This window comes from Klebsiella sp. 10982 (assembly GCF_048589245.1).
Classification (GTDB): Bacteria; Pseudomonadota; Gammaproteobacteria; order Enterobacterales; family Enterobacteriaceae; genus Klebsiella; species Klebsiella quasivariicola.
On record NZ_JBMAXV010000012.1, the window covers coordinates 39,779 to 61,756 of the forward strand.

Below are 21,978 nucleotides of genomic sequence, written 5' to 3' on the forward strand. Positions count from 1 at the left end.
CATGCAAATCGCTTTCCTGAACCGGCACGGCACGGTAGTCTCAGGACAGGCGCCAGGGTAAAAGCGTCTCATTCCAATAACGACAAATTACGTGACTGACAGGACAGGGTATGGATTCAACAATAAGCGTGCAGCCCGCCGAGCCAGCGGATGCACTGCATCGCGCCCGTCGGGCGGCATGGGGCAGTTTTGCCGGCGCCGTGGTCGACTGGTACGATTTTCTTCTCTATGGCATTACCGCCGCGCTGGTGTTCAACCGCGAATTTTTCCCGCAAATCGGCCCGGCGATGGGAACGCTTGCCGCCTTTGCCACCTTCGGCGTTGGGTTTCTTTTTCGCCCGCTCGGCGGAATTATTTTTGGCCACTTCGGCGATCGCCTCGGGCGGAAACGGATGCTGATGATGACCGTCTGGATGATGGGTATCGCCACTGCCTGCATCGGCCTGCTCCCCTCGTTCAACCAGATCGGCTGGTGGGCGCCGGTGCTGCTGGTGTTCCTGCGTGCGGTTCAGGGATTCGCCGTCGGCGGCGAATGGGGCGGCGCCGCGCTGCTCTCCGTCGAAAATGCGCCGAAAGGGAAAAAAGCCTTTTACAGCAGCGGGGTGCAGGTGGGTTACGGCGTCGGCCTGCTGCTCTCCACCGGACTGGTATCGCTGATCAGCAGCCTGACCACCGACGAGCAGTTCCTCAACTGGGGCTGGCGCTTACCGTTCCTGTTCAGCGTGGTGCTGGTCCTTATTGCGCTGTGGATCCGTAACGGCATGGCGGAATCGCAGGAATTTGAAGCGCAGCAGAGCCAGGCCAACCTTCAGCCGGAGAAAAAGCGACTACCGGTGGTGGAAGCCCTGCTTCGCCATCCGGGAGCGTTTTTACTGATTATCGCCCTGCGGCTGTGCGAACTGCTGACGATGTATATCGTCACCGCCTTCGCCCTCAACTATTCCACGCAAAACCTCGGCCTGTCGCGCGAGCTGTTTCTCAACATCGGCCTGCTGGTGGGCGGTCTTAGCTGCCTGACTATCCCCTGCTTCGCCTGGCTGGCAGACCGCTTTGGTCGCCGACGGATCTATATCACCGGCGCGCTGATCGGCACGCTGAGCGGTTTTCCGTTCTTTATGGCGCTGGAGAGTCAGTCTGTTTTCTGGATCCTGTTCTTCGCCCTGATGCTGGCCAATATCGCCCATGATATGGTGGTCTGCGTCCAGCAGCCGATGTTTACCGAGCTGTTCGGCGCCAGCTATCGCTATAGCGGCGCCGGCGTCGGCTACCAGGTGGCGAGCGTGGTCGGCGGCGGTTTTACGCCGTTTATCGCCGCGGCGCTGGTCACCTTCTCCGGCGGTTCATGGCACAGCGTGGCCCTCTATCTGACCGCGGGATGCCTGCTGTCGGCGCTCACCGCCCTGCTGATGAAAAAACAGACCGTCCACTGACCCACAAGCGGAGGGCGTGACCCGCGCCCTCCGGTAAGGAGAATGCATGTCTCTGTTATCGCTGGCCGACTGCTGGCCTCGCCGTTTTACCCCCTCCTCGCTGGCGCTGCAGTTTTGCGAGGACCCCACCCAGGCGGAACAGCCGCTGTTTGCCAAAGCCTGCGCCGGGGAAGCCGTCGCCCAGCTCTGGCAGGCACCGCAGGGATTTGTGGTGCCGGGGAGCTATCGTCAGTTTGCGGATCTGCCGGCGGTCAGCGCGCATTTTGCCGCGCGCGGCTGGCCGGTATGGCTCCGCCGCTCCGGGGGCGGTCTGGTACCCCAGGGGCCGGGTATTATCAACCTTAGCCTCGCCTGGCCGGTGCAGCAGCCGCTCGGCGAGGCCGCCGAACCTATCTATCACTCGCTGTGCGCTGTGCTGCAGCGTACCCTGGCGCGCTTCGGCGTTGCCAGCCACGCCCGGGCGGTAAACGGTTCCTTTTGCGATGGCCGGTACAACCTCGCCTGCGGAGAGGGCGAGGCGGCGCGCAAGATTGTTGGCACCGCCCAGTACTGGCGGCCGCTGGCGGCAGGCCGCGGCCATGTCGTGCTGGCCCATGCGGTGATCCTTATTGACGCTGATCTTACCGCGGCGCATCAGGCGGCAAACGCCTTCGAAGCGCAGCTCGGCAGCGAGCGGGTCTATTGCGCCGACAAAACCATCACCCTCGCACAACGGCTTCCCGGCGAGCGCCATCTGCTTCCCCGCTTTAGCGAGGCGCTGGCGCGGGAGCTGGACGCGGCTCGCTGAAGGTCGCTTTCAGGTAGCGGCTGAAGGTTTCCACCGCGCGCGACACGCGCGGGGTATAGGGCCGGATGACGTACAGCTTATCGGCAAACACCTCCACCGGCTGCCACGCCGGCAGCAGCTCCTGCACCAGCCCGCGACCGATGGCCTCCCGGGCGCTGAAATCCGGCAGCAGCGCCACCCCCAGCCCCGCCAGCACCGCATCACGTAGCGACTCGCTGTTATTCGTAGCGAACGGCCCCTGCACGTTGATCGTCACCCGTGCATCGGGCGTCTGGCGGGAGGTGAACGTCCACTGCGGGCGCTGTGGCCCGCGGGGATAGGTCAGGCACTGGTGGTGGCGCAGATCGTCGGGGGTCTCCGGGCGGCCATGGCGGCGAATATAGTCGGCGGACGCCACGATCAGCGTCGCAGTGTGACACAGCGGCCAGGCGACGTGGGTGTCCGGGAACGCCTCGCGCCGACAGTGGCGGATGGCAAGATCGAACCCTTCGCTGGCCAGAGAGACCAGCCGGTCGGTCACCTCCAGCTGCAAATGCAGCTGGGGATGCTGATGCAAAAACGGCGCGATCGCCGGGACCAGCTGCTGGCGGGAAAAGGCCACCGGCGCGGTCAGGCGCAGCGTTCCCCGCAGCGGCCCGCCCTCATCGCAGGCGACGGTGAAAATATCCCGCAACTGACCAAACGGCTCGTTGAGTTCCGCCACCAGCCGCAGTCCGTCGTCGCTGAGGCTCACGCTGCGGGTGGTGCGATGGACGAGGGTTTTACCGATCACCCGCTCCAGCTCGCTGATTTTCTGGCTGATAGCCGACTTGCTGATCCCCAGCTTTTCCGCGGCCCGGGTATAGCTTTTTTGTTCTTCCAGCACCGTCAGCCAGTACAGATGGAGCCAGTAACTCTCCGGACGACTCTCGCTCATGTGATTGTTCACCAGTAAAAACAATGTATTCAACTATAGCGGTTTTTGCCGACGGCGGCATCGGCTAGCATCTTGTTGAGCCCATCATTATTCCCTAACGATAAGGAGCACCTGCATGCCATTACTGACATTTGACCTGATTGAAGGCCGTACGGAACAGGAGGTCAAAACCCTGCTGGATGCCGCCCATCGCGCCGTGCTACGCGCCTTCGAGGTACCAGAACGCGACCGTTACCAGATTGTTCATGAAAACAAAGCCCACCATATGGTGATTGAAGATACCGGCCTCGGACTGACCCGCACGCGGGATCTGGTGGTGGTGCGGGTCTATACCAGCCCGCGCAGCGAGGCGCAGAAGCAGCGCTTCTTCGCCATTTTGCAGGAGGAGCTGGCGGAACACTGCGGCCTGAGCGGCGATGATCTGATGGTGTCGATTATCAGTAACCAGAAAGGCGACTGGAGCTTTGGCCGCGGGGTCGCGCAGTATCTTACCGGCGATCTGTAATCCGCAGCCCGCTGTACGCCCTTAGCGGCGGGCTGCCGTCGCGATGCGCTGCCGCGCCTGCTGCTCGATATTCTCCAGCAACTCCTGGACATCGTCTTCATCAATGTCGAGGAACTGGCCTTCCAGCAGCGCGGCGTGAATATCTTCCCGGGTGACCGAAATACCCAGCGGCACCGCCCTGGATTTGACCTCCTCTGCCGCCAGCGGATGCGGATAACGGCGGCCAACCAGGTTATTAAACACAATAGCCAGCAGCGCCAGCATCAGCGAGTTGAGGAGCACCGGGGTCAGCACAAAGTGATAGCCTTCGCTGTGCACCCCGGCGCCGCCGAGGATCGCCGTCAGGGCCACCGCGCCGCCGGGGGGATGCAGACAGCGCAGAAAATACATCCCGGCGATCGCCAGAGCCGCCGCCAGACCGCAGGCCAGCGCCGCATCGGGGACCAGCATACCGACCGTGACGCCGATCAGCGCCGACAGCACGTTGCCGCCGACAATCGACCACGGCTGCGCCAGCGGGCTGCTCGGTACGCCAAACAGGAGTACCGCCGAGGCCCCCATCGGGGCAATAAACCACAGATTGACTTCGCCGAGCAGCCAGTGGCTGAACATGCTGGTCACCGCCAGTCCGGTGCCGGCGCCAATGGATCCCAGCACGATATGCCGGCGGGCCACCGGCAGCGCGTGCGGCTTCAGGCGGCCAAGGAAAATCCGCAGCCGTGAAAACAGCCCCGCAGGAATAACACTCAACATCGCTTCATCGCTCAAATCATAGGAATTACTTATATTTTATTTTCTTTTTTTAACCTTAAATTAACAACCCTGTCTTTCGCAGGGGATAGCGCGGGCGGCGATGTCCGACGGCATTGTGCTGTGAATTCTCGCGGGGGCTGATAGAATCCCTTTTCGGTCAGGGGGATACCCCTTTTGCGAATTGAAGGTCATAACCCAGTGAATAATAAAATCTCTTTAGCGAAAGAAGTGGCATGGGCCAGCCAGAATATGCCGCGTACCCTGCGTCAGGTCGCCGCGCTGCCCGACCTCAGCGGCGTGCGTCTGGCCTGCTGTATGCACCTCGACATGAAAATGATCCCGCTGGTGCAGGGGATCCTCGACAAGGGCGCTCAGGTCTTTTTAACCACCTGTAACCCCACCACCGTGCAGGACGACGTGGTGGCCTGGCTGGTGGAGCGCGGCGCCGAGGCCTGCGCGTGGCGCAATATGAGCGATGCCGACTGGCAACAGTCATGGGAAAAAGCGATTGCCTGGCAGCCCACTCACCTGTGCGAGATGGGCGCCGATATCACCACCCTGCTCCACCAGCGCGGCGAGTTTGGGAACATCGTGGCGGGTCTGGAAGCCACCGGCTCGGGCGTCAATCGGCTGGGGGATATTCAGCCAGGCTATCCGATCTTTAACTGGGACGATCTGCCGGTAAAAGAGGGGCTGCACAACCGCCATATGGTCGGTCTCACCGCCTGGCACACCTTCTTCCAGACCACTCACCTCACCCTGCATGAGAAAAAAGTGCTGGTGATCGGCTACGGCCTGGTCGGCCAGGGCGTCGCGGCGGCGGCGAAAGCTTTTGGCGGTCAGGTGATGGTGGCGGAGATCGATCCTGCCCGCCGTCTGCAGGCGGCCTACGACGGCTGGCACGTGGTGGACCTCCAGGAGGCAATCGCCTCGGCGGACGTGGTGGCCACAGCGACAGGCGGTAAAAACGTGGTTAATCGCCAGGCGCTGGACCGGGCGAAAGCGGGAGTATTTATCCTTAACGTCGGCCACGTGGCGGAAGAGATCGACGGCGAGTACCTGCGCCAGTACCCCCAGGAAGAGGTGATGCCGTATATCAACGCCTACCGCATGGCCGACAAAACCGTCTATCTGCTGGCCAATGGTTCGATGCTCAATCTGACCGCTGGCTTCGGCGATAGCCTGAACGCCTTTGACGTCACCCTGGCGGTGATGGCCAGCGGCATCCGCCATATTGTCACCGACGGCATGCGCGCCCCGGCGAAGGTTTATCTCCTACCCCAGGCGGTCTGGCAGCAGGCCCTGTAAACCCGGCGCATCGCCCCCATCGCGGGACGATGCGCTTTACCATCAGGATGACGGCGCGCTATCGGGCAACACAATATTGCTCTGCGCCAGCGTTCCCATCTGGTTGTACATCACGCTGGCGGCATCCAACAGGTGCATCGCCAGCGCGGCGCCGCTGCCCTCTCCCAGGCGCATGTCCATATCGAGATACGGCCGCAGACCCAGCGCGTCGAGGGCGATCTGCGCTCCTTTCTCCGCCGACAGGTGTGAAGGAATAAGATAAGGGTGCGCCGACGGGGCCATGCGGCAGGCGGCCAGGGCAGAGGCATAGGAGAGGAAGCCATCCAGCACCACCGGCAGGCCACAGGAGGCCGCCCCGAGGATCACCCCGGTCATGCCCACCAGATCGTAACCCCCCACCTTCGCCAGGACATCCAGCCCGTCCGCCGGGTTCGGCTGATTATGGGCTATCGCCTGGCGCACCACCGCCACCTTATGGCCCCGCTGCGCCAGCGGCAGATTAGCCCCACAGCCCACCACCGCGTCAGGGTCGCTGCCCGTCAGGACACTGATCGTCGCTGCGGCCGGGGTGGTATTGGCCATTCCCAGTTCGCCGACGCCGAAGGCTTTCACCCCGTCGGCAGCGAGCTGGCGGGTGAGATGCATGCTGGCCAGCAGCACCGTCTCCGCCTGCTGGCGGCTCATCGCCGCCGTCCGGGCGATATTCCCGCTACCGCGGGCCACTTTGAGGTTAATCAGGCCCGGCAGCGGGTCGGCATCGATGCCGACATCCACTACCTGCACCCTGGCCCCGGCCTGCGCCGCCAGCACGCAGACGCCGGTGTTGCCCCGCACCATATTGCCGGCATGAATGGCCGTCACCCCCTGCGGCGAAGGGGTCACGCCTTCATGCCAGACGCCATGGTCGGCGCACATGACCACGATCGCTTTCTCCGCCAGCGCCAGCTGCCCCTGCAAGCCAGGCAGACCGGCCAGCTGCACCGCCAGCGTCTCCAGACGGCCAAGACTGCCGGGCGGCTTTAACAGGCCATCTACATGCTGCTGAGCGCGCGCCATGCCCGCCACATCGGGCTGCGGAATGGCAGCCAGTAACGCCGAAAGTGTTTCCATTCTGTTCCTCACCGTTGGCGTCAGGCCTTACAGCAGCGCCAGTAAAAAGAGTAATTCGCCCAGCTCAATCGCCGCCCCGAGGGTATCTCCGGTCTGCCCGCCGAGGGTTCGCTTCAGCGCCCATCCCAGACCCCAGATCAGCACCAGGGTGATCAGCGCGGCGCGCAGCCCCTGCAGCCCCAGCAGGGCGGTGGCCAGCGCGATCGCCATCGCCATCGTCACCAGCGTCTGCTGCAGGCTAATTTTGCCGATAAACAGATTGCCCAGCCCCTTTTCCCGCGCATAGCGATGACGATACATCAGCAGCACCGCCATCCCGCGACCGACGGCGCAGGCCGCCGCCAGGGCTGCGATGGGGTGGATATCACGCAGCAGCAGCTCGCCGATCGCCAGCACTTTCGCTACCAGTACGAAGATCAGCGCCAGCCCGCCGTGGGTGCCCAGCCGGCTGTCGCGCATGATCTCCAGCATCCGATCGCGGGTGCGGGCGGAGAAAATGCCGTCGCAGGTATCAGCCAGCCCGTCAAGATGGAATCCGCCGGTGAGCAGCGCCAGCGCCAGCACGCCGAACAGCGCCGCCAGCGGGACGCCGCACCACGGATGCAGGAGGAGCGCCACCGCGCCGGCGATGGCGCCAAGCAGTAAACCGACCAGCGGAAAGGTGACGATACTGCGCTGGTACTGTTCGATCTCCAGGCCCTGAGATAACCGCGCCGGGACCGGCAGGCGGCTGATAAACGAGAGTGCAGCAAAGAATGACTTAATCACGTGAGGTTGACTCCTGTCGGCGAAAGCAGCGGAAGAGTTCTGTCGCGCCCGGTCAGCACCTGAGTTTGTCTTCTGGCGAATCGATCGTCGGAGAGGTGAGAGGTGTTGAGATATCGCCCTGACGCCGCTGCGTCAGATGCCCGGCCAGGATGAGAGAAACCTTTCCGATATCAATACGTTTTTCGCGGGCCAGTATAGCAAAGTGTCGGTGAGGAGAGGCAGTTGCCGGAACAAAGTTTTCGCAGAAAAAAGCAGGGAAGAGAGGGAAACGCGGAACAGCCCGGCGACGCTGACCGCCGCCGGACCGGCAGGGTTTAGCTTTCGACTTTGGCTTCGCCCATCACTTTCAGTTTTTTCGAGATGTCGCGGCGCTCTTTGGACAGCTCGGCATTTTTGATGATGTAATCATCAACGCGATCTTCGTAATCGCTCTTCATGCTGGCGATGATGCCCTGGATGGCTTCCACGCTCATGCCCGGTTTGATGTAGTCGCTGAGGTTGTCCAGCAGCAGAACGCGCTTCTGGTTATCACGGATCTTTTTCTCAACGTCCTGAATTTCACGCTGCAGTTTGTTCTTACGACGGTACAGACGAACAAACTCCAGTACGTCCTGGAAAGAAGGCTTAGTTGTTTCCATTTTTACACCCCTAATAATTGAGATTCGGATTCGTAAAGCGACTGCGTTATAGGGCTAACATAACTGCTAGCAGCCGCTGATGACAATGTTTTTTCCTTTGCGTTTATCATAACCCTAAACGCTGCTGAATCGAAACAACCCATGTGGTTACCCGGTGCATCTGGTGTTTATTTGCGCAACGCGCGGCAGATCAGATGCGAGAGCAGCTCCAGCTGGCGCGCCAGTTCGATTGAGAGCCAAACATAGCCATGGACCGGGGTTTCCGCCAGGCCGTCATCACCCTGCTCTTTCAGCAGCTGGCGCAGTTCGAGGACGATCTCAGTCAGCTTTTCATTGTTGGCGCGCACAGGCTGAGGGTTCCCTTCGTACAGCGCGTGGGCGATGGACAACAGCGTCTGCTGGGTCATCTGCTGCGTCTCCCGCAGGGTGTGCGCATTGAGCATCACAAAGTGACCCGGACGCGTTGCCCACCAGGCGTTGATCTGCAGCTCCAGCATGCAGACGAGGTTGCGGCTGACGGTCTGGATAGCCTCGAAGATCGCCTTCTGGATGTGCGTCTCTTTGCTGGCGGGGGTGATCAGCCCGCGCATTTTAACCACGTCGTTCAGCGCCTGCTGGAGATGCTTTTCCAGCCGCGGTCGATCCACCAGATTTGGCGAGAAGCCGGCCTGGTAGAGGCGGTTAAAGTTGGTGACATAGCTGGCCATCTGGATGCGCCAGTGGATGAACGCCCGCTGCGGCCAGATGCCGGTAAACAGCATCGCCAGCAGCGAGCCGAAGATCACATCGCCGCTTCGCCACAGCGCGGTATGCATATCGCCGGGCGGCGCCCCGACCACCACCGACAGAGTAATGCCGATCAGCAGCGCCTGATAGGGTTTCTTGCCCAGCGCCAGCCAGCCGCAGAGGAACATCGCCGCCGCGCACCAGAGGACCATCAGCGGCAGAGAGATGAGCTCAAGCTTCAGCGCCACCAGCCCCAGCGCCGAACCGAGGATCGTGCCGCCGATACGCTGAAACGCCCGCGGCACGACGTTACCCCAGAAGGAGATCGGCCCCATCACCACCACCAGAGTGATGAGAGGCCAGGTTCCCTCAGGCACGTTCAGCAGCCGCACCAGCAAAAAGGTGAGCACAAAGGCCAGCGCAATCCGCACACCATGCACCACCCGATAATGGCGATACAAGCGGATCTCAAATGGCTTGAGTGATTTATCAGCGCGCACAACCCTCTCCGGCAAAACGAAAAGGCCAATTGTAACTGCTTTTTCGCCCGGAGCATGCCGGGAATGTAAAAAACCTTGTCCGAAACAGGGGTAAACCGCTACGACGCGACGCGCTCAACGGGAACATACATGTCGATATCCCAGTAGCCGTCGTGGTTGCCGTCGTTAAGATAGACCTCAAAGCAGGGCTGGGGGGCGATGCGATACGCCGTGCTCTGCTGCAGGCTGTCAAAAAACTGCATCCACGGGGTGGCGAAGTCGTAATCCACCACCCGCGCGCGGGCGCAGGCGTAATCCCCGCCGGCAATCGCCGCCAGGATCACCCCTTCGCTGTTGGCGGGAATGACATAATCCTCATCCACGGTGACCGCTGTCGCGCAGCGCAGTTTTTCCGCCGGCACTTCCTCCGGGTTATCGTAGTAGACGGCAAGCCATTCACGGGCGGGCACCTGATGGTTCTCAACCCACATCATCAGTTGCTCAAACCCCTGCTTGACCGTTTGATCCCAGGGCCCGACCAGATGGAAACCGGCAATGGTTTTCTTGCCGAGGGTGGTGACGCTGTAGTTCATCTTGCCTCCTTTGGAAATAAAGGACTGTATTAATATACAGTTAATTTAACAGGAGATCCCCCCTCAGTATGTGCGCGAATTCACAGAGTCGCCATCACACTGCTGAAAAAACAGGCGCCCCGCCAGCAGGAGCGACAGACGTAAAAAAACCGCCTGCAAAGAGGCGGTTATCATGGTTACAGCTCGTGGTGCAGGTAATCGCTCATTCGCGAGAACACCCCGCCTTTATTGATGCTTTCGAGGGTGACCAGCGGATAGTGCCCCACCACCTTGTCGCCGTCATACAGCGAAATCTCGCCGACCCGCTGGTTGGCGGCGATCGGCGCCTCCAGATCCTTCTTATCCAGCACATATTTCGCTTTAATCCGCGACACTTCCGCCTTCGGCAGCGCTAACCAGAAATCCTGATCGGTGCCGAGCTTAATCTGCTCTTTATCTCCGTACCAGATGCGTTCGCTGCCGACCTTCTGGCCCTTCTGCAGCACCTGCACGGTGTCGAAGTTCTGCTGCCCCCAGTGCAACAGTTTAGCGGCCTGCTGCTCGCGGCCTTTCGGACTGTCCGCCCCCATCACCACGGCGATCAGCCGGCGCTGGCCATCCACCGCCGAGGCGATCAGGTTGAACCCGGCGCCCGATGTGTGGCCCGTTTTCAGGCCATCGACGTTCATGGTTTTATCCCACAGCAGACCGTTACGGTTTTGCTGGGTGATCCCGTTCCACGTCAGGCTTTTCTGGCTGTACATGTGGTAGACGTCAGGTTCGCCATGAATAATCGCCCGCGAGAGCACCGCGAGGTCATAGGCCGAACTGTGCTGGCCCGGAGCGTCGAGGCCGTGGACGGTTTCGAAATGGGTGTCCCGCAGGTGCAGTTTTTCGACATACTGATTCATCAGGGCGACAAACTGCGGCTGGCCGCCGGCGACATAGTCGGCCAGCGCGACGCAGGCGTCGTTACCGGAGTCGACAATCAGCCCGCGGCTGAGGTCGCGGACGCTGACGCGATCCCCTGGCTTTAAGAACATCAGCGATGACCCGTCGAACACCGGGTTGCCCTTCGCCCAGGCGTCTTTACCCACGGTGACGATATCGTCAAAGGTGATACGATGGCTGTCGATGGCGCGATCGACCACGTAGCCGGTCATCAGTTTGGTCAGACTGGCAGGATTGCGCTGCTGATGTTCGTTACCCGCGGTCAGGACCTGACCGGTGGTGTAATCCATCAGCACCCAGGAGCCAGCCTGAATGGAAGGCGGCGCGACCGTAGCAGGTAAGTCGACGGCAAATGCGCAGGAAACGCTCGAAGCGAGCAAAGATACAGCAATAAACAAACGGCCTTTCAACGGCATATCCTCTAGATTTACAGATCCGCCGTCCTTTTTACGGAACTTCGCGTTTCATATCAGGGTTTAATTGCAAGAAAATATGACACAGCAGAGGAAGTTGCTTGCCGCGACCCTTCTGATGACCGGGCAAATCGTTTACCATACCGGTCGCACGCCACCACGGATAATGAACAGACTATGCAAGATAGCGTCAACCAGCCCGGATTTTTATTCCACGATTATGAAACCTTCGGCACCAGCCCTTCCCTCGACCGGCCGGCGCAGTTCGCCGCCATCCGCACCGACGCGGAGCTGAATGTGCTCGGCGAGCCCGAAGTGTTTTACTGCAAACCCGCTGACGATTACCTGCCGCAGCCGCAGGCGGTGATGATCACCGGGATCACCCCGCAGGAAGCGCTGGCCAAAGGGGATAATGAGGCCGCGTTTGCCCGCCGCATCCACGATCTGTTCACGGTGCCGCAAACCTGTATCGTCGGCTATAACAACGTGCGCTTTGATGACGAAGTGACGCGGAATATCTTCTATCGCAACTTCTATGACCCTTATGCCTGGAGCTGGCAGCACGATAACTCGCGCTGGGATCTGCTCGACGTGATGCGCGCCTGCTATGCCCTGCGCCCGGAAGGGATCGCCTGGCCGGAGAATGACGAAGGGTTGCCGAGCTTCCGGCTTGAACATCTGACCGTCGCCAACGGTATTGAACACCAGAACGCCCATGACGCGATGGCCGATGTGTACGCCACCATCGCCATGGCGAAGCTGGTGAAAACCCGGCAGCCGCGGCTGTTTGATTATCTCTACAGCCACCGCAATAAGCGCAAGCTGGCGACGCTCATCGACGTGCCGCAGATGAAACCGCTGGTGCATGTCTCCGGCATGTTTGGCGCCGCGCGCGGCAACACCAGCCTGGTGGCGCCCCTGGCCTGGCATCCGGAAAACCGCAATGCGGTGATTATGGTCGATCTGGCGGGCGATATGGCGCCGCTGCTGGAACTGGATGCCGATGCCTTGCGCGAGCGGCTTTACACCCCGCGCGCCGAGCTTGGCGATCTGCCGGCAGCGCCGATCAAGCTGGTGCATCTCAATAAATGTCCGGTGCTGGCTCAGGCCAATACCCTGCGCCCGCAGGATGCCGACCGGCTGGGGATCTCCATTCAGCGCTGTCTGGAGAATGCCCAGCTGCTGCGGGCGAATCCGCAGGTGCGGGAGAAAGTGGTGGCGGTCTATGCCGAAGCCGAGCCGTTCGTGCCGTCCGAAAACGTCGACGCCCAGCTGTACAATGGGTTCTTTAGCGATGCCGACCGCGCGGCGATGAAAATCGTGCTGGAAACCGAACCGCGCAATCTGCCGGCGCTGGATATCACCTTCGCCGACAAGCGCATCGAACGCCTGCTGTTTAACTACCGGGCGCGCAACTTCCCCGGCACGCTCGATGAACATGAGCAGCAGCGCTGGTTAGAGCACCGTCGTCAGGTGTTTACGCCAGAGTTTTTGCAAGCCTATGCCGATGAGCTGCAGATGCTGTATCAGCAGTATGCGGATGATAAAGAGAAGCTGGCGCAGCTGAAGGCGCTGTGGCAGTACGCACAGGATATTGTCTGATTGGCTGAAATTCCCGGGTTGCGGCTAACGCCTTACCCGGGAACATTGCTTAGCTTTTCGCGCGGCTGGCGATGATTTCATCCGCCACATTACGCGGCGCTTCCGCGTAATGGTGGAACTCCATGCTGTAGGTTGCCCGTCCCTGCGACATCGAGCGCAGCGTGGTGGAATAACCAAACATCTCCGCCAGCGGCACGTCGGCGCGGATGATCTGGCTGCCGAAGCGCTCTTCCATCCCCTGCACCATCCCGCGACGGGAAGAGAGATCGCCCATAATATTCCCGGCGTACTCTTCCGGCGTCTCCACCTCGACGTGCATCACCGGCTCAAGGATCACCGGATCCGCTTTGCGCGCGCCTTCCCGGAAGCCAAAGATCGCCGCCATGCGGAACGCCATCTCCGAGGAGTCCACGTCGTGGTACGACCCGAAGGTCAGGGTCGCTTTCACGTCAACCACCGGATAACCCGCCAGCACGCCGGTGCCCATCGCTTCGCGCAGCCCTTTCTCCACGGAAGGGATGTACTCGCGTGGCACCACGCCGCCTTTGGTGGCGTCCTCGAAGACGAAACCGCTGCCCGGCTCCAGCGGCTCCAGGGTCAGCACAACGTGCCCGTACTGCCCTTTGCCGCCGGACTGGCGCACAAATTTGCCTTCCACGTCCATCACTTTCTTGCGCAGGGTTTCGCGGTAGGTGACCTGCGGACGACCAATGTTGGCCTCGACGCCAAACTCGCGCTTCATCCGGTCGACAATGATCTCCAGATGCAGCTCGCCCATGCCGGAGATAATCGTCTGGCCGGACTCTTCATCGGTATGTAGACGGAACGACGGATCTTCCGCCGCCAGCCGCTGCAGCGCGATGCCCATTTTCTCCTGATCCGCTTTGGTCTTCGGCTCGATGGCCAGCGAAATCACCGGCTCCGGAAACTCCATCCGTTCGAGGGTAATGATCGCATCCGGATCGCACAGCGTATCACCGGTGGTCACATCCTTCAGACCGACGCAGGCCGCGATATCCCCGGCGTGCAGTTCGTCAACTTCGTGGCGGTCGTTGGCCTGCATCAGCACGATACGCCCGATGCGCTCTTTCTTGCCCTTCACCGGGTTCCACACCGCATCGCCTTTCTTCAGCGTCCCGGAGTAGACGCGGATAAAGGTCAGCTGGCCGACGTAGGGGTCGGTCATCAGTTTAAACGCCAGCGCCGACAGCGGCTCATCGTCGCTCGGATGGCGTTCCGCCGGCTGGCCTTTCTCATCAACGCCTTGTATCGCCGGAATATCCAGCGGCGACGGCATCAGCTCCACCACCGCATCGAGCATGCGCTGCACGCCTTTGTTTTTAAAGGCGCTCCCGCAGAGCACCGCCTGGATTTCCCCCTTCACCGTGCGCTGGCGCAGACCGGCAACGATCTCCGCCTCGTCCAGCTCACCGGTTTCCAGGTATTTATCCATCAGCTCATCGCTGGCTTCCGCCGCCGCCGAGACCATTTTCTCCCGCCACTGCTGTGCCGTCGCCAGCAGATCGTCAGGGACAGGCCCATAGCTGAAGGTCATGCCCTGGGTGGCGTCATCCCACAGGATGGCGCGCATTTTCACCAGATCGACAACGCCGGTGAAATGCTCTTCGGCGCCAATGGGGATCACAATCGGCACCGGGTTAGCCTTCAGACGGTCGATCATCATCTGCACCACGCGGAAGAAGTCCGCGCCGGGGCGGTCCATCTTGTTGACGAAGGCCAGCCGCGGAACGTGGTATTTATTCGCCTGGCGCCAGACGGTCTCCGACTGGGGCTGCACCCCGCCGACGGAGTCATACACCATCACCGCGCCGTCGAGCACGCGCATGGAACGCTCCACCTCAATGGTGAAATCCACGTGCCCCGGGGTGTCGATGATATTGATCCGGTGCGGCTCGAAGCTGCGGTCCATCCCCGGCCAGAAGCAGCTGACCGCCGCCGAGGTAATGGTGATCCCGCGCTCTTGCTCCTGGGCCATCCAGTCGGTGGTTGCCGCGCCATCGTGTACTTCACCCAGCTTATGGCTCATCCCGGTGTAAAACAGGATGCGCTCGGTGGTGGTGGTTTTACCGGCATCGATATGCGCGGAGATACCGATGTTGCGATAACGTTCGAGAGGGATGGGTCGGGGCATGATGCGTCCTTAGTCGTTTTGACGGTCAGTCTGCGGTCGAAATGATCCGCAGTTCATTTAACTGCGTCTATCATAGTACAACTGTACGAGTATATTCGAACTATTTTTGCTATCATTACGATTGGGCAGGTTGCGGCGGCGTGCGTGGTATCAGAACCGGAGTTTGGGTATAGTAGCCGCCAGCCGCCGATATGGGCTGCGGCTACCATGCGCCGCGCCACCGCCGACACAGGATTATTATGATCGCCAATCACCCCGAACGAGAACAAATTCGCCTGGAAAATGTCCTTTCCGCGCTCGGAAACCCGCTGCGACTGGAGATCATTCGTACGCTGGCCGACGGCAGCGAGCTGAGCTGCAACGCCCTGCGCCAGGAGGAGGTGGCCAAGTCCACCATGACCCACCACTGGCGCGTCCTGCGCGACAGCGGTGTGATCTGGCAACGGCCTCAGGGACGGGAGAACATGATTTCGCTGCGCCGGGAAGATCTGGACGCCCGTTTTCCCGGCCTGCTGGATACGCTGCTGAACGTCATGCAGCAGCCGTGAATCGCTAACCGACAGCCTACTCCTCTCCCGCCAGCCGCTGATACTGCCTGAAACGGGCCCGGGCATCGTCCTCCGTTTGCCGGAACAGCGCGTCCGCCAGATCCGGCGTGGTTTTATGCAGCGCGGCATAGCGCACCTCGCCGAGCAAAAAGTCGCGGAAACTCTCTTCCGGCTCTTCGGAGTCCAGTATAAACGGCGTTTTGCCCTCGGCTTCCCGCTGCGGATGATAGCGCCACAGGTGCCAGTATCCCGCCTCCACCGCCCACTTCGCCTCGCGCTGACTGCAGCGCATCCCGGCTTTCAGACCGTGGTTGATACAGGCGGCATAGGCGATCACCAGCGACGGTCCCGGCCAGGCCTCGGCCTCGGCGATGGCCCGCAGGGTCTGATCTTTATCGGCGCCCATGGCGATCTGGGCGACGTAAACATTGCCGTAGCTCATCGCCATCATGCCGAGATCTTTTTTACGCGTGCGTTTCCCCTGAGCGGCAAATTTGGCGATCGCCGCCACCGGGGTCGACTTGGACGACTGGCCGCCGGTGTTGGAGTAGACCTCGGTATCAAACACCAGAATGTTGACGTCTTCCCCACTGGCCAGCACATGATCGAGGCCGCCAAAGCCGATATCGTAGGCCCAGCCGTCGCCGCCGAAGATCCACTGCGAACGCCGGACGAAATAGTCGCGGTTCTGCCAGAGCTGCTCCAGCAGCGGGACGCCCTCTTTTTCCTCCGCCAGCAACGCACTGAGGCGGTCCGCGCGCTCGCGGGTCCCCTCCCCCTCATCCTGCTGCGCCAGCCACTGCCGCATCGCGGCGTGAAGCGCGTCGCTGACCGGCAGCGCCAGCGCGGCGGTTAGCTCCTCGGCGATCTGTTGGCGGATCGCCTGGCCGCCAAGCATCATGCCGAGACCGAACTCGGCGTTATCCTCAAACAGCGAGTTTGCCCAGGCCGGCCCGTGGCCGCGATGGTTGGTGGTATAGGGCATCGAAGGCGCGCTGGCGCCCCAGATCGAAGAGCAGCCGGTGGCATTGGCGATCAGCATCCGGTCGCCAAACAGCTGGGTGATAAGCCGGGCATAGGGCGTTTCTCCGCAGCCCGCGCAGGCGCCGGAAAACTCCAGCAGCGGCGTTTCGAACTGGCTGCCTTTGACCGTCGTTTTGCGAAACGGGTTATCTTTTGGCGCCAGTCCCAGGGCGTAATCCCAGACCGGAGCCATCGCCCGCTGGCTGTCGAGGGAGACCATCTGCAGCGCCTTGCCGCGCGACGGGCAGCTCTCCACGCAGTTGCCGCAGCCGGAGCAGTCCAGCGGCGAGATGGCCAGATGATAGTGATAGTCTTTGGCCCCCTGGGCGGGTTTACTCAGCAGCCCGGCGGGAGCCGTGTCCTGCTCTTCAGGGCTCAGTAACGCCGGGCGGATCGCCGCATGCGGGCAGACAAAGGCGCACTGGTTACACTGGGTACAGCCGTCAGGCTGCCAGACCGGCACCTCCAGCGCGATGCCGCGCTTCTCCCAGGCGGCGGTGCCGGAGGGAAAGGTGCCGTCTTCCATCCCGGCGAAGGCGCTCACCGGCAACAGGTCGCCACGCTGGCGGTTCATGGGCTGCAGGATATCGCGGATGAAGTCCGGCATCAGGGTGCTCGCCTGCGGTGCCGGCGCCTCAAGGGTCGCCCAGTGGGCGGGTACCGTCACCCGGTGCAGCGCCGCCATCCCCAGCTCGATAGCCCGCTGGTTCATCTCAATGACGCTCGCCCCTTTGCTGCCATAGCTTTTCTCCACCGCCTGCTTGAGATAGTCTGCCGCCGTTTGCGGATCGATAATCGCCGTCAGCTTAAAGAACGCCGCCTGCATCAGCATGTTAAAGCGCCCACCGAGGCCCAGCTCGCGGGCAATGTCCACCGCATTAAGGGTATAAAAGTCGATCTTTTCCTGCGCCAGATAGCGCCGGACGCTGACCGGCAGGTGCTGCTCCAGCTCTGCCTCGGACCAGCTGCAGTTGAGCAGAAAGGTGCCTCCCGGCTTCAGCCCCTCCAGCAGGTCGTAGCGGTCGACATAGGATTGCTGAGAGCAGGCGATAAAATCGGCCCGGTGGATCAGGTAGGGCGAGGTGATCGGCCGGTCGCCAAAGCGCAGGTGCGAAACGGTGATCCCCCCGGACTTTTTCGAGTCGTAGGAAAAGTAGGCCTGGGCGTAGAGTGGCGTGTTATCGCCGATGATCTTGATGGCGCTTTTGTTCGCCCCGACGGTGCCGTCCGAGCCCATCCCCCAGAATTTACAGGCGGTGATCCCGGCATGGGAGACCGCCAGCGGTTCCTGCCGGGCGGGCAGCGAGGTAAAAGTGACATCATCGACAATACCCAGGGTAAAGCCGTCCTTCGGCAGCGGCTGCCTGAGGTTGTCAAACACCGCGGCGATATCGTTGGGCAGCACGTCCTTACCGCCGAGCGCGTAGCGACCGCCGACGATCAGCGGCGCATCGTCGCGTTGATAGAAGGCGTTCTTGACGTCGAGGCACAGCGGTTCCGCCTGCGCCCCCGGCTCTTTGGTGCGGTCAAGGACGGCAATACGCTGCACGCTGGCGGGCAGTTGCGCGAAAAAGTGCGCCAGCGAGAACGGCCGATAGAGATGGACGCTGAGCAGCCCCACCTTCTCCCCCGCCGCATTCAGCGTCTCCACCACCTCCTGGACGGTGTCGCACACTGAGCCCATGGCGATAATTACCCGCTCGGCATCCGGCGCGCCGTGGTAATTAAACAGGTGATATTCCCGCCCGGTCAGCGCGGTGATCTTCGCCATATAGCTTTCCACCAAATCGGGCAGCGCGAGGTAGAAGCGGTTACCGGCCTCCCGCTCCTGGAAGTAGATATCCGGATTTTGCGCGGTGCCGCGGATCACCGGATGATCCGGGTGCAGCGCCTGCCGACGAAAGCGCTCCAGCGCCGGGCGGTCCAGCAGCGTCGCCAGTTGCTCATACGCCAGCACCTCAATCTTCTGTATTTCGTGCGAGGTGCGAAAGCCGTCGAAGAAGTTGATAAACGGGATCCGCCCGGCGATCGCCGCCAGGTGCGCCACCGCCGACAGGTCCATCACCTGCTGAACGTTATTCTCCACCAGCATGGCGCAGCCGGTCTGGCGTACCGCCATCACGTCCTGGTGATCGCCAAAAATATTCAGCGAATTGGTCGCCAGTGCCCGCGCGCTGACGTGAAAAACGCCCGGTAGCAGTTCACCGGCAATTTTGTACAAATTGGGGATCATCAGCAGCAGCCCCTGCGAGGCGGTGTAGGTAGTGGTGAGCGCTCCCGCCTGCAGCGCGCCGTGGACCGCCCCGGCGGCACCGGCTTCGGATTGCATCTCCATCAGGCGCACCGGCTGGTCAAACAGATTCTTTTTACCCTTAGCGGCCCATTCATCGACATTTTCCGCCATCGGCGTGGAGGGGGTGATGGGGTAGATGGCCGCCACGTCGGTAAAGGCGTAGGAGATCCAGGCCGCCGCCGTGTTGCCATCCATTGTTTTCATGTTTCCGGACATCGTTCAATCCTCAAAGGTGAGCGTTCTCTTTACCGCGGCAGCCCGCGGCAAACCCTGTCACCTCTCCAAGCACAGCCTGTGCCAGCTCGTGGATTGCCGCCTGTCGCTTATCAATTCAACAGGTTAAGGGAAGAAACGCGCAGGCCCGTCCGGCAGGATTGCGGGGAATAAGACACTGTGCGCGACAAGCTGTTGAACAGGTGACAAAGCGCCGCGCCGGGCCCGTGGGGGGAAATTGTTCTGTTTCGCACATTTGGTAGCGTTATTGTGCCGTTTGCTCAGCCTCCCGGCGCGGCTGTTTTACAAAAAATACTTATTTATCAAATAACTGAGCAAAAATTCGCAGCTGGTACGTTCCCTGCACTTCTCTGCTGGCAAACACTCAACAACAGGAGAAGTCACCATGACCATGCGTCAATGCGCTATCTACGGTAAAGGCGGTATCGGTAAATCCACCACCACCCAGAATCTCGTCGCGGCCCTCGCCGAGATGGGTAAGAAAGTGATGATCGTCGGCTGCGATCCGAAAGCGGACTCCACCCGTCTGATCCTTCACGCTAAAGCCCAGAACACCATCATGGAGATGGCGGCGGAAGTGGGCTCGGTCGAGGATCTGGAGCTCGAAGACGTGCTGCAAATCGGCTATGGCGATGTCCGTTGCGCCGAATCCGGCGGCCCGGAGCCAGGCGTCGGTTGCGCCGGACGCGGGGTGATCACCGCCATCAACTTCCTCGAAGAAGAAGGCGCCTATGAGGAAGATTTGGATTTCGTCTTCTATGACGTCCTCGGCGACGTGGTCTGCGGCGGCTTCGCCATGCCGATCCGCGAAAACAAAGCCCAGGAGATCTACATCGTCTGCTCCGGCGAGATGATGGCGATGTATGCCGCCAACAATATCTCCAAAGGGATCGTGAAGTACGCCAAATCCGGCAAGGTGCGCCTCGGCGGCCTGATCTGTAACTCGCGCAAAACCGACCGGGAAGACGAACTGATCATCGCCCTGGCGGAGAAGCTTGGCACGCAGATGATCCACTTCGTTCCCCGCGACAACATTGTGCAGCGCGCGGAGATCCGCCGGATGACGGTGATCGAGTACGACCCGACCTGTCAGCAGGCGAATGAATATCGTCAACTGGCGCAGAAGATCGTCAATAACACCAAAAAAGTGGTGCCAACGCCGTGCACCATGGACGAGCTGGAATCGCTGCTGATGGAGTTCGGCATCATGGAAGAAGAAGACACCAGCATCATTGGTAAAACCGCCGCTGAAGAAAACGCGGCCTGAGCACAGGATCCTCACCATGACCAACGCAACAGGCGAACGTAACCTTGCGCTCATCCAGGAAGTCCTGGAGGTGTTTCCCGAAACCGCGCGCAAAGAGCGCAGAAAGCACATGATGATCAGCGATCCACAGATGGAGAGCGTCGGCAAGTGCATTATCTCGAACCGTAAATCGCAGCCCGGGGTGATGACCGTGCGCGGCTGCGCCTATGCGGGCTCGAAAGGGGTGGTGTTTGGGCCAATCAAAGACATGGCCCATATCTCGCACGGCCCCATCGGCTGCGGCCAGTACTCGCGCGCCGGACGGCGCAACTACTATACCGGCGTCAGCGGTGTCGACAGCTTCGGCACCCTGAACTTCACCTCTGATTTTCAGGAGCGCGATATTGTTTTCGGCGGCGATAAAAAGCTGACCAAACTGATCGAAGAGATGGAGCTGCTGTTCCCGCTGACCAAAGGGATCACCATCCAGTCGGAGTGCCCGGTGGGCCTGATCGGCGATGACATCAGCGCCGTGGCCAACGCCAGCAGCAAGGCGCTGGATAAACCGGTGATCCCGGTGCGCTGCGAAGGCTTTCGCGGCGTATCGCAATCGCTGGGCCACCATATCGCCAACGACGTGGTGCGCGACTGGGTGCTGAACAATCGCGAAGGGCAGCCGTTTGCCAGCACCCCGTATGATGTTGCCATCATTGGCGATTACAACATCGGCGGCGACGCCTGGGCCTCGCGCATTCTGCTGGAAGAGATGGGGCTGCGCGTAGTGGCGCAGTGGTCCGGCGACGGCACCCTGGTGGAGATGGAGAACACCCCATTCGTTAAGCTTAACCTCGTCCACTGCTACCGTTCGATGAACTATATCGCCCGCCATATGGAGGAGAAACATCAGATCCCGTGGATGGAATATAACTTCTTCGGCCCGACCAAAATCGCCGAATCGCTGCGCAAGATCGCCGATCAATTTGATGACACCATTCGCGCCAATGCGGAAGCGGTGATAGCCAAATATGAGGGGCAGATGGCGGCCATCATCGCCAAATATCGCCCGCGGCTGGAGGGGCGCAAAGTGCTGCTGTACATGGGGGGGCTGCGGCCGCGCCACGTCATCGGCGCCTATGAGGATCTCGGGATGGAGATCATCGCCGCCGGCTACGAGTTTGCCCATAACGATGATTACGACCGCACCCTGCCGGACCTGAAAGAGGGCACCCTGCTGTTTGACGATGCCAGCAGCTATGAGCTGGAGGCCTTCGTCAAAGCGCTGAAACCTGACCTCATCGGCTCCGGGATCAAAGAGAAATATATCTTCCAGAAAATGGGGGTGCCGTTCCGCCAGATGCACTCCTGGGACTATTCCGGCCCCTATCACGGCTATGACGGCTTCGCCATCTTTGCCCGCGATATGGATATGACCCTGAACAATCCGGCGTGGAACGAACTGACTGCCCCGTGGCTGAAGTCTGCGTGATTGCCCCTTCACTGTCCCGTCAGTCCACCGATTTGTGG

General features: G+C 61.0%; 18 protein-coding genes. 8 read left to right on the forward strand and 10 right to left on the reverse strand.

The window, feature by feature from the left end:
- Positions 1–110 precede the first annotated feature (110 nt).
- Positions 111–1,430, forward strand: a complete 1,320-nt coding sequence (shiA, locus tag ACKLKD_RS12070; protein WP_025711180.1) for a shikimate transporter — start codon at positions 111–113, stop codon at positions 1,428–1,430.
- 46 nt (positions 1,431–1,476) lie between these two features.
- A complete protein-coding gene (locus ACKLKD_RS12075; RefSeq protein WP_025711181.1) occupies positions 1,477–2,217 on the forward strand; it encodes a lipoyl protein ligase domain-containing protein in 741 nt (246 codons plus the stop codon).
- On the opposite strand, the gene ACKLKD_RS12080 is transcribed toward ACKLKD_RS12075, so the two are convergent.
- Positions 2,177–3,133, reverse strand: coding sequence for a LysR family transcriptional regulator (locus tag ACKLKD_RS12080; protein ID WP_025711182.1), 957 nt, complete (start codon positions 3,131–3,133; stop codon positions 2,177–2,179). The genes ACKLKD_RS12075 and ACKLKD_RS12080 overlap by 41 nt on opposite strands.
- Before the next feature lie 115 nt (positions 3,134–3,248).
- Between ACKLKD_RS12080 and ACKLKD_RS12085 the strand changes: the two genes are divergently transcribed.
- Positions 3,249–3,638, forward strand: a complete 390-nt coding sequence (locus ACKLKD_RS12085) for a tautomerase family protein (RefSeq protein ID WP_004175282.1) — start codon at positions 3,249–3,251, stop codon at positions 3,636–3,638.
- A 21-nt stretch (positions 3,639–3,659) separates the two neighbouring features.
- On the opposite strand, the gene ACKLKD_RS12090 is transcribed toward ACKLKD_RS12085, so the two are convergent.
- Positions 3,660–4,391 carry an HPP family protein gene (locus tag ACKLKD_RS12090; protein ID WP_080924887.1) on the reverse strand — a complete coding sequence of 244 codons (732 nt, stop codon included), beginning with the start codon at positions 4,389–4,391 and terminating at the stop codon, positions 3,660–3,662.
- 198 nt (positions 4,392–4,589) lie between these two features.
- On the opposite strand from ACKLKD_RS12090, the gene ACKLKD_RS12095 reads away from it, so the two are divergent.
- Positions 4,590–5,699, forward strand: coding sequence for an adenosylhomocysteinase (locus ACKLKD_RS12095; protein ID WP_004184774.1), 1,110 nt, complete (start codon positions 4,590–4,592; stop codon positions 5,697–5,699).
- A 42-nt stretch (positions 5,700–5,741) separates the two neighbouring features.
- On the opposite strand, the gene cobT is transcribed toward ACKLKD_RS12095, so the two are convergent.
- The 6 genes from cobT to dacD form a co-directional block, all read right to left on the reverse strand.
- A complete protein-coding gene (cobT, locus tag ACKLKD_RS12100) occupies positions 5,742–6,809 on the reverse strand; it encodes a nicotinate-nucleotide--dimethylbenzimidazole phosphoribosyltransferase (protein ID WP_025711184.1) in 1,068 nt (355 codons plus the stop codon).
- Positions 6,810–6,836: 27 nt separating this feature from the next.
- Complete coding sequence (gene cobS / locus ACKLKD_RS12105; protein WP_025711185.1) at positions 6,837–7,577, reverse strand: adenosylcobinamide-GDP ribazoletransferase; 741 nt, start codon at positions 7,575–7,577, stop codon at positions 6,837–6,839.
- Between the two features lie 314 nt (positions 7,578–7,891).
- Positions 7,892–8,215 carry a DUF496 family protein gene (locus ACKLKD_RS12110; RefSeq protein ID WP_022631342.1) on the reverse strand — a complete coding sequence of 108 codons (324 nt, stop codon included), beginning with the start codon at positions 8,213–8,215 and terminating at the stop codon, positions 7,892–7,894.
- Positions 8,216–8,382: 167 nt separating this feature from the next.
- Positions 8,383–9,441, reverse strand: a complete 1,059-nt coding sequence (locus ACKLKD_RS12115) for an FUSC family protein (protein ID WP_002911885.1) — start codon at positions 9,439–9,441, stop codon at positions 8,383–8,385.
- A gap of 98 nt (positions 9,442–9,539) precedes the next feature.
- The gene (gene sbmC, locus ACKLKD_RS12120; RefSeq protein ID WP_080897496.1) at positions 9,540–10,013 is read right to left on the reverse strand and encodes a DNA gyrase inhibitor SbmC; all 474 of its coding nucleotides are present in this window, start codon (positions 10,011–10,013) and stop codon (positions 9,540–9,542) included.
- 176 nt (positions 10,014–10,189) lie between these two features.
- The gene (gene dacD / locus ACKLKD_RS12125; protein WP_025711187.1) at positions 10,190–11,353 is read right to left on the reverse strand and encodes a serine-type D-Ala-D-Ala carboxypeptidase DacD; all 1,164 of its coding nucleotides are present in this window, start codon (positions 11,351–11,353) and stop codon (positions 10,190–10,192) included.
- A 180-nt stretch (positions 11,354–11,533) separates the two neighbouring features.
- Here dacD and sbcB point away from each other — a divergent pair, with 180 nt between their 5' ends.
- A complete protein-coding gene (sbcB, locus tag ACKLKD_RS12130; RefSeq protein WP_021313318.1) occupies positions 11,534–12,958 on the forward strand; it encodes an exodeoxyribonuclease I in 1,425 nt (474 codons plus the stop codon).
- A gap of 49 nt (positions 12,959–13,007) precedes the next feature.
- Here the strand turns inward: sbcB and fusA are convergent, their stop codons facing one another.
- On the reverse strand, positions 13,008–15,110 hold the full coding sequence (gene fusA, locus ACKLKD_RS12135; protein ID WP_016161446.1) for an elongation factor G: 2,103 nt from the start codon (positions 15,108–15,110) through the stop codon (positions 13,008–13,010).
- Positions 15,111–15,349: 239 nt separating this feature from the next.
- Here fusA and ACKLKD_RS12140 point away from each other — a divergent pair, with 239 nt between their 5' ends.
- On the forward strand, positions 15,350–15,658 hold the full coding sequence (locus ACKLKD_RS12140; RefSeq protein ID WP_008804136.1) for an ArsR/SmtB family transcription factor: 309 nt from the start codon (positions 15,350–15,352) through the stop codon (positions 15,656–15,658).
- A 16-nt stretch (positions 15,659–15,674) separates the two neighbouring features.
- Here ACKLKD_RS12140 and nifJ read toward each other — a convergent pair whose 3' ends face one another.
- Positions 15,675–19,190: a pyruvate:ferredoxin (flavodoxin) oxidoreductase gene (nifJ, locus tag ACKLKD_RS12145; protein ID WP_087805715.1), complete on the reverse strand. Its 3,516-nt coding sequence runs from the start codon at positions 19,188–19,190 to the stop codon at positions 15,675–15,677.
- A 403-nt stretch (positions 19,191–19,593) separates the two neighbouring features.
- On the opposite strand from nifJ, the gene nifH reads away from it, so the two are divergent.
- Entirely contained in the window at positions 19,594–20,475 is an 882-nt protein-coding gene (gene nifH, locus ACKLKD_RS12150; protein ID WP_004203553.1) for a nitrogenase iron protein, read from the forward strand.
- A gap of 16 nt (positions 20,476–20,491) precedes the next feature.
- Positions 20,492–21,940 (forward strand): nitrogenase molybdenum-iron protein alpha chain, encoded by a 1,449-nt coding sequence (nifD, locus tag ACKLKD_RS12155; protein ID WP_012541112.1) that lies wholly within the window; start codon positions 20,492–20,494, stop codon positions 21,938–21,940.
- Positions 21,941–21,978 lie beyond the last annotated feature (38 nt).